General features: G+C 38.2%; 12 protein-coding genes. All 12 read left to right on the forward strand.

Annotation, left to right across the window (positions count from 1 at the left end):
- The first annotated feature begins 33 nt into the window (after nt 1-33).
- Nucleotides 34-1413 carry an MATE family efflux transporter gene (locus tag ACOMCU_RS15245; RefSeq protein ID WP_421050595.1) on the forward strand — a complete coding sequence of 460 codons (1380 nt, stop codon included), beginning with the start codon at nt 34-36 and terminating at the stop codon, nt 1411-1413.
- Complete coding sequence (locus ACOMCU_RS15250) at nt 1414-2244, forward strand: putative RNA methyltransferase (RefSeq protein WP_421050596.1); 831 nt, start codon at nt 1414-1416, stop codon at nt 2242-2244. It abuts the gene before it with no gap.
- Between the two features lie 78 nt (nt 2245-2322).
- Complete coding sequence (locus ACOMCU_RS15255) at nt 2323-2931, forward strand: lysophospholipid acyltransferase family protein (RefSeq protein WP_010860403.1); 609 nt, start codon at nt 2323-2325, stop codon at nt 2929-2931.
- A gap of 57 nt (nt 2932-2988) precedes the next feature.
- Nucleotides 2989-3453 (forward strand): low molecular weight protein-tyrosine-phosphatase, encoded by a 465-nt coding sequence (locus ACOMCU_RS15260; RefSeq protein ID WP_010860402.1) that lies wholly within the window; start codon nt 2989-2991, stop codon nt 3451-3453.
- Nucleotides 3454-3687: 234 nt separating this feature from the next.
- On the forward strand, nt 3688-4407 hold the full coding sequence (locus ACOMCU_RS15265) for a YebC/PmpR family DNA-binding transcriptional regulator (RefSeq protein WP_421050597.1): 720 nt from the start codon (nt 3688-3690) through the stop codon (nt 4405-4407).
- Nucleotides 4408-4624: 217 nt separating this feature from the next.
- Nucleotides 4625-5920: an arsenic transporter gene (locus ACOMCU_RS15270; RefSeq protein ID WP_421050598.1), complete on the forward strand. Its 1296-nt coding sequence runs from the start codon at nt 4625-4627 to the stop codon at nt 5918-5920.
- 434 nt (nt 5921-6354) lie between these two features.
- Nucleotides 6355-8097: a methyl-accepting chemotaxis protein gene (locus tag ACOMCU_RS15275; protein WP_010860398.1), complete on the forward strand. Its 1743-nt coding sequence runs from the start codon at nt 6355-6357 to the stop codon at nt 8095-8097.
- 81 nt (nt 8098-8178) lie between these two features.
- Entirely contained in the window at nt 8179-8760 is a 582-nt protein-coding gene (locus ACOMCU_RS15280; RefSeq protein ID WP_421050599.1) for a YdcF family protein, read from the forward strand.
- 82 nt (nt 8761-8842) lie between these two features.
- Nucleotides 8843-10540 (forward strand): M3 family oligoendopeptidase, encoded by a 1698-nt coding sequence (locus ACOMCU_RS15285; protein WP_010860396.1) that lies wholly within the window; start codon nt 8843-8845, stop codon nt 10538-10540.
- A gap of 472 nt (nt 10541-11012) precedes the next feature.
- Nucleotides 11013-12092 (forward strand): AI-2E family transporter, encoded by a 1080-nt coding sequence (locus tag ACOMCU_RS15290; protein WP_421050600.1) that lies wholly within the window; start codon nt 11013-11015, stop codon nt 12090-12092.
- 13 nt (nt 12093-12105) lie between these two features.
- Complete coding sequence (locus ACOMCU_RS15295; RefSeq protein WP_010860394.1) at nt 12106-12720, forward strand: NUDIX hydrolase; 615 nt, start codon at nt 12106-12108, stop codon at nt 12718-12720.
- Between the two features lie 307 nt (nt 12721-13027).
- The gene (locus tag ACOMCU_RS15300) at nt 13028-13492 is read left to right on the forward strand and encodes a hypothetical protein (RefSeq protein WP_010860393.1); all 465 of its coding nucleotides are present in this window, start codon (nt 13028-13030) and stop codon (nt 13490-13492) included.
- The last annotated feature ends 18 nt before the right edge of the window (nt 13493-13510 follow it).

Consider the following 13510-nt stretch of genomic DNA (forward strand, 5'->3'; position numbering starts at 1 on the left):
TTTTATGTAATGTAGAGAGAGAAGTGACAAGGCTTGGCAAGTACGATTAGAGAGAAAAAAACGGCTGACCATTTGAGTTTATTTCATTTAACGTGGCCGATTTTTTTAGAAGTTTTTTTATTTATGCTAATGGGGCTGGCCGATACGTTTATGCTTAGTGCTTTATCTGATAATGCTGTATCAGGTGTTGGCGCGGCCAATCAATATATTCATATTGCAATTTTAATACTTGAAGTTGTCGGAAACGGTGCTTCGATTGTTGTGTCGCAGTATCTAGGTTCAAAGCGTTACTTTGAGGCGGCAAAGATTTCAGCATTGGCAGTGACCATGAATTTATGCGTAGGACTAATTATGAGTGTCGTGTTCTTTTTTGGTGCCAGCAACTTAATGTCAATGATGAATTTAAAGGGCGATGTCTTGGCTTATGCCCAGAGCTATTTAGTTATTATTGGTAGTTTTATTTTTTTACAAGCAATTATCAATGCGTTAGCAGCAGTGATTCGTGTACATGGTTGGACAAAGCAAACGATGTATGTTTCCCTTGGCATGAACGTGCTCCATGTTGTATTAAATTATGGCTTAATTTTCGGTAATTTAGGGTTACCAGAGTTAGGAGTAAAAGGTGCTGCTATTTCCTCTGTTATTAGCCGTGGACTCGCAGTAATCGTGTTTTTATGGCTGTTGTATCAAGTGATGGAGGTTCGTGTAAAGATTGAATATTACTTCACCTATTCAAAAGAATATGTCCGGAAAATATTAAATATCGGCTTACCGTCAGCTTTTGAGCAGGTGCTATATCAGTTCTGTCAAATTATATTCCTTTACTATGCTACGTATTTAGGAGCTGAAACCCTTGCGGCAAGACAATATGCTATGAATATTTCTATGTTTACGTATTTATTTGCTATTGCAATTGGTACAGGGACAGCGATTATCATAGGTCGTAATGTAGGTGCTGGCAAGAAGGATGAAGCGTACCATCAGCTGTGGTCAAGTGTACGGGCAGCTTTTATTTTCACATTAATAATGGTGGGAGTTGTGACGATTATCCGTAAACAGCTTATGGGCATTTTTACGGATAATCCTGAAATCATTGCTATTGGGGCGTCTGTCTTAGTATTGAGTATTTTGCTTGAAACAGGACGTACAATGAATATTGTTGTCATTAATTCATTACGTGCCTCAGGCGATGCAAGATTTCCTGTGAAAATTGGTTTCCTATCAATGGTCTGTATGAGTCTACCGCTTGGCTATTTGCTTGTATTCGTTTTAGACTGGGGATTAATAGGGATTTGGTTAGCTATTTCAGCGGATGAATGGATGCGAGCAATTATCGTATACTTTAGATGGAAAAGTCGGAAATGGGAGCGTTTCGCACTCGTTTCACCAACAGAGCACAAGGAGGCGAATTAAATGGGAGCATTATCTAAACGAGCGGCCGGAGCGGAATTGACGAATAAAAATATCATGCTATTCGCTTGCCCAATTTGTCAAGAGCCTATGAAGGTGCATGAACAAGGAAGACTGGAGTGTGCAATGCATCACTCTTTTGATATTGCCAAGCAAGGCTATGTTAATATGCTGACACATGGCGCTGCTTCAAAATATAGTAAGGATCTTTTTGAATCTCGCAAAGCTGTTATTGATAGTGGTATGTACGATTTACTTGAAGAAAAAATTAGAAATCTAATTGCTACTGCGGAAACAGTACTGGATACTGGCTGTGGTGAGGGCTCACATTTAGCCCGCATTATGGCGCATAAGGGAGGTATCGGCATTGGAATTGATATCGCAAAGGAAGGTATTCTAGCCGCAGCTCGACATTATCCAGAGCAAATTTGGTGTGTTGGCGATTTAGCGAAGAGTCCATTTGCAAAAACAAACTTTGATGCTATTTTAAATATTTTATCGCCAGCGAATTATGAGGAATTTAAGCGACTACTAGTACCAGGTGGCTGCGTGATAAAAGTTGTACCGCAAAGTGGTTATTTACAAGAGCTTCGCACACAGCTATATGCTGATTCAGCTAAAGAAACGTATTCGAATGAACAAACGGTAGAACGTTTTAGAGAAAGTTTTGCGGATGTGATGGTTGAGCGTGTTACCTATTCTGTTAGACTCACTTCAGAGCTGGTTCCTGCACTCCTCGAAATGACACCGATGGGCTGGCATAAATCAGAGGAAGCAAGAATTATACTAAATGAAATAACAATTGATGTCGATGTGTTAGTGGGAAAGGTCTAATTTTGTTTACCTAATTGCAGTATACTAGTCTTTTCGATTACAATAGTGGTAACTATTCAATAAGATAGGAATGAGACAGTGTATAAATTTGTAGCAAGCCTCGTCAAGATAATATTAAAGTTAATGGGCTCGAAAGCTCGTGTGTATGAGGAGCAGAACTTACCAAAGGATGATGGGTTTATTATTGCCTGTACACATACAGGGTATGTTGATATTTTAAACTTAGGTGTTTCGATGTATCCACGAGAAATTCATTTCATGGCAAAAAAGCAGTTATTTGATATAAAAGGCCTTGGCTGGCTTATTGGCCATTTGAATGCCTTCCCAGTTGATCGTGATAATCCAGGACCGAGTGTCATTAAAATTCCTTCACAGTTATTAAAAGAGGGAAAAATTGTTGGGATTTTCCCATCTGGTACACGTAATTCGGAAGGGGCCGATTTAAAGCAAGGTGCAATTACGATTGCACAGTTGTCAAAATCGCAAATTGTTCCAGCCGCTTACGTTGGTGCACGTAATGCCGGCGATGTATTTAAGCGTGGCAAGGGCTATTTAATTTATGGTGAACCTTTTTATGTAACAGGTAAGGGTAAAGACGGACGTGAGGAATTTATGAATCATTTAGAGCATGAACTAATTGCGCTGACTGAAGAGTTACATCAGCGGATTGCAGCAGAGAAAAAGTAAAAAGTAAGCACTCAAAATCATGTGATTTTGAGTGTTTTGTCGTAGGAGGACAGTGACATGATTCGAGTACTTTTCGTTTGTTTAGGTAATATATGTCGTTCACCAATGGCCGAAGCAGTGATGCGTGATTTAATAGGGAAAGCACATCTAAGTGATGCCATTGAAGTGGATTCTGCCGCGACAAGTGCGTGGCATATTGGGGAACTGCCACACCGTGGTACGCAGGACAAGCTTCGAGAGTATGGGGTTTCGACGGTAGGGATGAAAGGACGCCAATTACAAAAGATTGATTTCGAGCAATTTGATTATATTGTTGGAATGGATGGTAGTAATATTCGTAATATCCACACTATGTTGGGCAATTCAGAGTCACCGAAGATTTTTCGCTTTTTAGATTTAACAAGCCACCGAAAAGACGTACCCGACCCTTATTATACAGGGGATTTTCAAGAAACCTATGACTTAGCCGTAGAAGGATGCCAAGCATTATTAGAAAAAATTACACAAGAAAATAAATTGTGAAGATGCCTCTATTTATTAGAAAGTAGCATAAAGAGAGTCTCTAAATCATGAAATTATCACTAACTGAAGTCTCATAAAATAGCACCTTAAACATTGGTATATCTAGCTTTGTAAGCATCATTGTGTTATTATTTGCAGAGTAAAGATACGATAAGTATTTAAATACCATTTATAGATGTGTAGTTGTGCATCTAGGATTTTTATAAACTTTATTTTCGAAAGAGAGTGGAAACAATGGGTCGTAAGTGGAACAATATTAAAGAAAAGAAGGCGTCTAAAGATCAAAGCACAAGTCGTGTAAATGCAAAATTTGGTCGCGAAATTTATGTAGCAGCAAAATCGGGCGAACCAGACCCTGAATCAAACCGCGCCCTTAAAGTTGTCCTTGAACGTGCAAAAACATATAGTGTCCCAAAACACATCATTGAAAAGGCAATTGAAAAAGCGAAAGGTGGCGGCGATGAAAACTTCGATGAATTACGTTATGAAGGTTTTGGTCCTGCCGGGACAATGCTCATCGTGGATGCCTTAACAAACAATGTAAACCGTACAGCATCTGATGTGCGGGCAGCATTTGGTAAAAATAATGGAAACATGGGTGTAAGTGGTTCAGTAGCTTACATGTTCGATTCAACAGCTGTTATTGGTTTAGAAGGTAAGTCAGCAGACGAAGTACTTGAGATTTTAATGGAAGCAGATATTGATGCTCGTGATATTCTTGAAGAAGAAGAAACGGTCATTATTTATGCAGAGCCAGATCAATTCTTTGCTGCTCAAGAAGCACTGAAAGAGGCAGGCGTACAAGAATTCACAGTAGCCGAGCTTTCTATGTTACCGCAAACAGAAGTTACATTAACTGATGATGATGTCGCGAAATTTGAAAAATTAATTGATGCATTAGAAGATTTAGATGATGTACAAAATGTTTACCATAATGCAGATTTAGGCGAATGATTTCTGGAAAATGGTAATGGGGCTGTCCCAAAAGTAACAATAGTATGCTAGGAGTACTCCTAGTATGCTATTTTTTTGCTGAATAGAGAAAAAATTGGCGTACACTCCTACAGCTCGTACGTTGCCCCTGAAAAATGCTGGTTTTTAACATATAGGATAGTTGGACGTTATTGTTTAAAGTGCTTTTAGACAGACCCTTTAATTAGGGAGGAGAATTATGCAGGCTTTTTTAGCAATCGTAGTATTTTTGGTAACGTTATGTTTAGTTATTGTGCAGCCACGTAAATTGTCAATCGGTTGGTCGGCATGTATTGGGGCGTCAGTTGCTCTCACATTGGGTGTTGTGACATGGCATGATGTTTTTGAGGTCACCGGTATTGTATGGAACGCAACATTATCGTTTATAGGCATTATATTAATTTCGCTTATTTTAGACGAAATTGGTTTTTTTGAATGGGCGGCGCTACACATGGCACGACTTGCAAAAGGTAGTGGGGTTCGTTTATTTATTTATAGTGCCTGCCTCGGCGCAATCGTGTCAGCTTTATTTGCGAATGATGGTGCTGCGCTCATTTTAACGCCGATTGTTTTGGCGATGGTACGTAAGTTGAAATTGACAGAGAAGATGGTTTTTCCTTTTATTATAGCGAGCGGTTTTATTGCGGATACAACTTCACTCCCCCTAGTGATCAGCAACTTAACAAATATTGTTTCAGCGGATTATTTTGGTATTGGTTTTATGGAATATGCTGTACATATGATAGTGCCAAATATCTTTTCGTTACTAACAAGCGTAATTGTACTCTATGTATTTTTCCGAAGATCGATACCAAAGCATTATTCGATGGAAGCAGTAGAACAACCAGCAACTGCCATCCGTGATAGCAGGCTATTTCATTTATCGTGGTATGTCATAGGGATTCTACTAATAGGTTTCTTTTCGAGTGAGTTTTTTAAAATTCCCGTATCATTCATTTTGTGTGGTGTCGCGCTGATCTTTTTATGGCTAGCACGGGGCAGTCAACATGTAAATACGAAGCGAGTTGTAAAAGGCGCGCCATGGAATATTGTGTTTTTCTCTATTGGTATGTATGTGGTTGTATATGGCTTAAAAAATGTAGGCATGACAGGTTTACTAGCAGAATTATTAGAGCATGCCGTACAGCAGGGCTTATTTGTAGCTACTATAACGATGGGCTTCGTAGCAGCGATTCTATCAGCTGTTATGAATAATTTACCTACTGTTATGATAGATGCGTTAGCCATTTCTGAGACAAGCGCAACAGGCACTATTAAAGAAGGGCTTATTTATGCAAATGTTATTGGCACTAATCTAGGACCGAAAATGACGCCGATTGGATCACTGGCAACATTAATATGGCTTCATATATTAGCGCAACAGGGCATTAAAATAGGCTGGGGGCAATTTTTTAAGATAGGTATTATTTTAACTATACCGACACTTTTCGTTACATTAATAGCATTGATTGTTTGGATAGCCATAATAGCGTAGGAAAGAGCTCAAAGTTGAAATAGAGTTATAGGTACTAGTGTTGTACTACAATCAATTACAAGGATATCTACAGTTAATCTAACGTTGGACAAGTTGTCAAAATTCACTTAAAAGGAAAACATGAAATTTCGATTTTTGCATAGGCCTTTTTACAAGTAGCATAGTTGATTTGCTAGGGCAAACGTCAAAAGAAGTAATTGAAGTTAGTTATTCTGTTAAATTATGAAAAAAATCAAAAAACTATTTTTTTACGGACCAAATTCCTGTAGAAAGATAGTTTTTTTCTATACACAAAGATATGTATATTAGCATATTACGACAATAATGCAACTAATTTGCTTATTTTTTGTGATTTACCCATTGTGTAAACTTTGAAACCATACCATAATATAAACTAATACATTTTGTGAACGAGAAGAAAAGGGGTGTAAAGCATGAAATTTTTACGTTCAATACAGGGGAAACTAATTATCATTTCATTAGCATTACTAATAGTGCCAAGCCTAATTATTGGTATAGTTAGCTATGGGACAGCAAAAGATGGTATGGAAGGTCTTGGAGAACAAGTTATTCAAAATAGCGTTGAATCTGCTTTGCAATTAATTGAACTGGCGAATGAAAGTGTAGAAAAAGGCGACATCCCGTTGGAAGTTGCGCAAGAAAGAGTACGCGAGGCATTTCTTGGTCCAAAGGACGATGACGGAAAGCGACCAATTAATTATCCAGGAAATTTGGGTGAGTACGGATATATATATGTGTTAGATGATAAGGGAACATTAACTACCCACCCTACTCGTGAAGGGGACAATCTTTGGGAAGATCAGGATAGTAGCGGCAAGTATTTTATTCGTGAAGTTACTGATAGAGCACTTGAAGGTGGCGGTTTTACACAATATGAGTTTGAATTACCAGGACAAACAACATTGGCTGATAAAATAATCTACTCCGAAAAAGACCCTCATTGGGGTTGGATTATTGCATCGGGTACATATATGCAAGATTTTAATAAAGAAGCGCATTCTTTATTATTAGTGATTGGACTTACATTATTTGGGGCAGTTATTATTGGGAGTATAATTGTTATCTTAGTTTCTAGACATTTAGCTCTACCTATCGGTCGTTTGTCGAAACGTGTTCGTGAAGTGGCAAAGGGAAATCTGACTGTTGAAATCGAAAATTTACAACGTTCCGATGAAATTGGCCAATTAAATGAAGGCTTTAATGAAATGGTTAATCAATTAAAAACATTAATTACAGATGTTGAAGAGTCGATTGTAGAAATACAAGCAACTTCTTCTAATCTTACAGCGGTGGCAGAGGAAACAAATGCATATGGTGATGAAATCGTAAAAGCAATTAATGAAGTATCAAAAGGCGCAGTGCAACAGGCATCAGATGCTGAGGATACAAATCGCACAGCGCTTGAGTTTGCACAGCAAATCGTCGTTTTACACGATAAAAACACATCTATGTTGAGTTCATCACAATTGATGAAGCATTCCAATGAAGAAGGTTTAGCAAATTTAAGTAAATTGAAGGAAAAGTCATTGGAATCGTCAGCACTAATAAATAATGTGCAAACTGTTTTCGACAGTCTTATTGTAAAAGTTAGAGAAATCGAAGGCATTGTTGGAACGATTAATGAAATTTCCGATCAAACAAACCTTCTGGCATTAAATGCATCGATTGAAGCAGCTCGTGCAGGTGAACATGGGAAGGGCTTTGCCGTAGTGGCAGAGGAAGTACGTAAACTTGCAGATCAAACATCAGTAGCAACAGAATTAGTCCGTACAACGTTACGAGGTATTGAAAGTGAAACACATCTAGTGACGGGCGAAATGCACAAAACGAATGCCATCGTTCAAGCGCAAAATGATTCGGTTGCGATTACAGAATCATCATTTAGGGAAATTGAGTTAGCAGTTGAAAAAATCATTTCTGCAATTGAAGAAATGGCAACTGGCGTAGAACATTTAAATCAGTCGAAGGATGAAATCATGCATTCTATTGAAAGTATTGCACATATCAGTGAGAAAAATGCAGGTACATCAGAGGAAGTAACTGCATCTGTTGACGAGCAACAGCGTGCAATACAACTTGTAAGTGAATCCTCAAATGATTTAACGGATGAAATCTCTGCATTACAAGAGTCTATAAAACGCTTTATATTACGATAACTGATCGGATGTTTGTACAGTAGTAGTACTTTGTACAAGCATCCTTTGTCATTTTCGGACGTTGATAGTAGTAAAGGGGTGATGCATTTGAAAAAGTGGACAATGAGGGTAACGATTCTGCTATTGTGCATTGGCGGTGTGACTTATATATGGCTAGGACAAGAAATGAGACGTGGTGCTCAGCCAGTCGCAAATGGGACAGCTACATATATGATTGTACTTGGGGCCAAGGTAAAACCAGATGGAGTGCCCTCGCTCTCTTTAAAAAACAGATTAGAGGAGTCAATTGAGTATTTAACTAAGTATCCACATGTCAAGGTGATTGTATCAGGTGGGCAAGGCTCTGATGAGGACAGGACAGAGGCTTCCGTTATGCTCGACTATTTAGTGAAAAGGGGTATCCCAGCTGAACGTATTTTACTAGAAGATCAATCCACATCGACATACGAAAATTTACTATTTTCAAGAGAGTTATTACCAGAGGGGACAAAGCACATTACGATTGTTTCAAATGATTTTCATTTACAACGGGCGAAGTATTTAGCAAAATCTCTAGGCTTTGAGGTGGATGTTGTTGCCGCGAAAACCCCTAAGTCTGTTGAAACGAAGCTCAGAATACGAGAAAGAGCAGCGCTATTAAAAACATATATTTTTGGCTATTAATGCTATTTTTAGTTTCTTAATATTATGTATTTGGCATATAATAGAAATATCACTGTGTATACGACAGAAAGAGGGGACTTCTATGACAACGTTTAAAGATTATGAATACCAACGTCCGAATGTGGAGGCATTGAAAGAGCAGCAATTAGCTTTAATTGTGGAATTTAAGGATGCACAAACTGTTGAGGAACAAAGTATTCTTATTGAGAAATTAAATAAGCTAAGTAATGATTATGCTACCATGGCAAACTTAGTTTATATTCGTGCGTCCATTGATACGAATGATGACTTCTATCAGGCTGAACGCGATTATTTCGACGAAGTTGGCCCAGAGTTAGAAGAAGTTACTACGGAATACTATAAGGCATTAGTTGCTTCACAATTTCGCGGGCAATTAGAAGAAAAGTGGGGACAACAGCTATTTGATTTAGCTTCCTACCAAATCAAAGGCTTTTCACCAACTGTCATCGATTTAATGCAAAAAGAGAATAAAGTGATTTCTGAGTATAATAAGCTAGTTGCCTCAGCACAAATTGAATTTAATGGGGAAACATTAACACTTGCACAGCTTGGCCCATATGCTGAATCGACTGATCGCGCTATGCGTAAAGCTGCAACAGAGGCAAGGTTTGACTTTTTCGCAGAGCATGAGGAGGAGTTTGACCGATTCTATGACGAACTAGTTAAGGTACGTCACGAAATCGCTGTGAAACTTGGCTATAAAAATTATGTTGAACTTGGCTATATACGAATGAACCGTATTGATTATGATGCGAGTATGGTAAAGAAATTCCGTGATCAAGTGCGTGATTTAATCGTACCGCTTGCAACAAAGCTATTTGAACGTCAAGCAACGCGTATCGGTATCTCTGATTTCAAGTTCTATGATGAAAACTTAAATTTCCTAACAGGGAATGCTACACCAAAGGGTGATCCAGAGTGGATTGTTGCCAATGGTAAAAAAATGTACGAAGAATTATCAGCTGAAACAGGTGAATTCTTCAACTTTATGATTGATAATGATCTGATGGATTTAGTGGCGAAGAAGGGGAAAGAAAGTGGCGGTTATTGTACATTTATTGAAAATTATCATGCGCCGTTTATTTTCTCGAATTTCAATGGAACGTCAGGTGATATCGACGTACTAACACATGAGGCTGGACATGCCTTCCAGGTGTATTCAAGCCGTAACATTGGCATTCCTGAATATTTATGGCCAACATATGAATCTTGTGAAATCCACTCTATGAGTATGGAATTCTTCACATGGCCATGGATGGAATTATTCTTCAAAGAGGACACAGAGAAATATAAATTCACACATTTAAGCAGTGGCCTATTATTCCTTCCTTATGGAGTTGCTGTTGATGAGTTCCAGCACGTTATTTATGAAAACCCTGAAATGACACCTGCTGAGCGTAAAGCAGCATGGAAAAAAATCGAGGAAACCTATTTACCACATCGTGACTATGATGGTAACAGCTATTTAGAAGCGGGTGGTATATGGCAACGACAAGCGCACATCTATGCAAGCCCGTTCTACTATATTGACTATACATTAGCGCAAATTTGTGCATTCCAGTTCTGGAAACGCTCACGTGAAGAATTTGCTGCAGCCTGGAAGGACTATCTACATTTATGTGGTTTAGGCGGTTCTATGTCATTTACCAAGCTCGTAAAAGAAGCTGGACTAATTTCGCCATTTGAAGATGGCTGTGTCGAATCGGTAATTGGTGATATTGAGAGTTACTTAAATTCGGTTGACGACACAAAGTTATAGCATGTGGAGGAGACAGTCCGAAATGGATATAGTTGCTCCTAAATTATTATAGAATATTTATGTAAAAATTTCGCGATACTCCTGCGGGACAACGAGCCGAGCGATACTTCACAGATGCTTTAGCATTAGCATCTGTAGGGGCTTGCGGATCCCCGCGGGAAGAGAGCGAATTTTTTTGTTTAAATCTAACGGGTCAACTAGTAAAAAGGGTTATCTTTTAAGTAAAAACAGCAGTGTTTCTCTTTGTTATTTTTTATTATCAAAAAAGTAAGGAATATGCGAAATTCTTGCAAATAGTATCTACAATGAAACAATGAGTGCTATCATCGTCTATAAGGAGTGGAAATCTTCGGTGTTTGGTGTTACTTTGGAGTTGTGAATTATTTGCTGAAGAAGAAATACTAGGATACTTGCGAAATGGTGAATATATAAGTAGTATTTTCAGTAGCTGTGATAAAAGGAAGTGACGAGAGTGACGAGGAAAGTCTGGTTTCAGGTTGGAGTAGGAATTTTACTAGCTCTACTAATTGCAAAATATTTTATAGAGATTCATTGGATTTTTTCACCACTCGCTATTATACTAAAAACTATTTTTGTGCCATTGTTATTAGGTGGCGTTTTGTATTATGTGACAGAGCCAATCCAGCGGTTTTTAGAGAAACGCAGATGGCCTAGGTGGGCAAGTATACTGACGATTGTCGTTGGTCTCATAGCGCTTGTAGGAGGTTTTGGTTGGATTATTGGGAGTCCCATCGCGACACAGGTAAATAATCTTGTGAAAAGTGCACCTATGATTGGAGCAAGCATTCAAGATGCATCGGATTATGTATTAAAAAACAGGGAAAATTTCCCTCCGCAATTAACATCCATGATCAATCATGTAGCCAATTCAGTACAAGATATTGCAGTAGTGGCAAGTAAGGGGCTTGTTACGTTCTTACAATCTATTGTATCCGCTTCATTATTGGCTATTTTAATTCCATTCTTCTTCATTTTCATGTTGAAGGATCATGAGAAATTTGCGCCCTCCATTTATAAATATTTTAGTGGTGAACGTCGTGAATGGGTGAAAAAAACGTTAAGTGAAATTGACGATGTGTTACGTAGCTATATTCAAGGGCAACTACAAATTAGTTTTTTATTGGCATTAATTATGTATGTGGGCTTTTTAATTATTGGTTTAGAGTATTCGCTGTTACTCGTTATTTTTGCTTTTTTTATGAATATGATACCGTTTATCGGACCTTGGATTGCATTAGCGCCAGCGATTGTTGTGGCTGTAATACAAGAGCCGATGCTTGTTATTTGGGTATGTTTAGTTACGCTTGTCGCACAGCAAATTGATAGCAATTTTATTACGCCAAATGTGATGGGGAAATCACTTGATATACATCCGTTAACGGTTATTACTATCATTTTAGCGGCAGGAAATATTGCAGGATTTGTCGGTATTATTATTGCGGTACCGTTTTATGCGGTGTTGAAGGTCATCGTGTCCAATATTTATGATCAACGTAATGCGATTAAGAAAAAGGCTACGAAGTCAGTATAGGGGTCGAAATAACATGGAGCAAGAAATCGTTAAAGTTTTTAATGAACAGTACGAACAAATTGGCACAGCTACACGAGCAGAAGTGCATGAAAAGGGCTTATGGCATGAAACATTTCACTGCTGGCTTGTAAATGAGGATTATATTTATTTCCAAATTCGTAGCTCTCAGAAGAAGGATTACCCTGGTTTACTTGATATTACTGCGGCAGGACATCTGTTAGCGCTTGAAACAGTTGAAGCTGGTATTCGAGAAGTGAAGGAAGAGCTAGGGCTTAATATTGATATTCAACAAGTTGTGAGGATGGGCATGACGTCTTGTAGCATTGTATCTGAAAAGATGATAGACAATGAGTTTTGTCATGTATACTTGTATCCGTTTGAGCATGATTGGGATTCTTTTGAGTTGCAATATGAGGAAGTGTCAGGTGTCGTTAGGGCGCGACTTGATGAAGCAGAATCCTTCTTTTTGGGAGAAACTGTGACGCTTAATATTGAGGGTTATGAATACTTCCCAGACGGTAAACGAGGTAGAGTAGTACGACCTGTAAGCACAGCTCAATTCGTACCGTACCGAGAGCTCTATGTTGCACAAGTCATTCAGTTTGTCAAAAATGAGATGTATAAATAGCGCTATATAGTCACATTAACTAATAGTAGGACAAGCCAAGAACAAGGTTTGTGCTACTATTTTTAAACGGAGAAGGTAGAATTTTTTGTCCCTAGTATGTATCATCATATGAATTGCTTAAAACAGCAAGTATCATGGTCCATAAACCGCGAAGGGAAATGTAGGTTCTAGCTAGTTCCGTTTAGAAACTAAGCGTAGGCCACTATGTTCAAAAACAGCTATATTTTGACTATAATTTTATAGTACGATTTAACAGGTGAAATAAGTTATACTGTAAGGTAGATTGATAGAAAAGGAGCATTTTTAGATGCTAACATTTGAACAAAAACAAACTGTTATTGAATCATTTCCAGAACTAACGAAAAAGGAAATTTCATTGAAACGCGTAAATTATCATTTCAAGGATAGCCTTTACGAAAAGACCATTATCGTAGAAAAATTACATCCAAACGGCAATGGCTTTGTCTTTGTGGGTGATTTATTGCGTTACGAAAACGAAGCAAATGATAAAGGACTAGTGAATATTCGCGATTATGATGAGCAACAGTTACGAGAAATTATCGAAGATGCTGTTCAATATTTAGCGGAGGAGCAAGAAAAAGAAGAACCTATAGTTGAATTATGGCGCAATCGTGAGGGCGATAAATTAGAGCTTGCCTACGAGCAGCGTTCTTGGAATATTTATCATGGAGAAAATTTAGAGGAAGCCTTTGGCACATATGATGCGGCAAAGGAATATTTACTGGAAGAAGGCTTTCGCAAAAAGAACTGAGTAAGGCGGGGGAAACTT

The sequence above is a fragment of the Lysinibacillus sp. UGB7 genome, from assembly GCF_049058285.1.
Classification (GTDB): domain Bacteria; phylum Bacillota; class Bacilli; order Bacillales_A; family Planococcaceae; genus Lysinibacillus; species Lysinibacillus sphaericus_B.

Excerpts from the sequence above, each read along its gene's own strand:
- ACOMCU_RS15260 (WP_010860402.1), top strand. The coding sequence starts at position 2,989 with ATGATTCGAGTACTTTTCGTTTGTTTAGGTAATATATGTCGTTCACCA.
- ACOMCU_RS15300 (WP_010860393.1), top strand. The coding sequence starts at position 13,028 with ATGCTAACATTTGAACAAAAACAAACTGTTATTGAATCATTTCCAGAA.
- ACOMCU_RS15270 (WP_421050598.1), top strand. The coding sequence starts at position 4,625 with ATGCAGGCTTTTTTAGCAATCGTAGTATTTTTGGTAACGTTATGTTTA.
- ACOMCU_RS15295 (WP_010860394.1), top strand. The coding sequence starts at position 12,106 with ATGGAGCAAGAAATCGTTAAAGTTTTTAATGAACAGTACGAACAAATT.
- ACOMCU_RS15285 (WP_010860396.1), top strand. The coding sequence starts at position 8,843 with ATGACAACGTTTAAAGATTATGAATACCAACGTCCGAATGTGGAGGCA.
- ACOMCU_RS15275 (WP_010860398.1), top strand. The coding sequence starts at position 6,355 with ATGAAATTTTTACGTTCAATACAGGGGAAACTAATTATCATTTCATTA.
- ACOMCU_RS15250 (WP_421050596.1), top strand. The coding sequence starts at position 1,414 with ATGGGAGCATTATCTAAACGAGCGGCCGGAGCGGAATTGACGAATAAA.
- ACOMCU_RS15280 (WP_421050599.1), top strand. The coding sequence starts at position 8,179 with ATGCATTTGAAAAAGTGGACAATGAGGGTAACGATTCTGCTATTGTGC.
- ACOMCU_RS15265 (WP_421050597.1), top strand. The coding sequence starts at position 3,688 with ATGGGTCGTAAGTGGAACAATATTAAAGAAAAGAAGGCGTCTAAAGAT.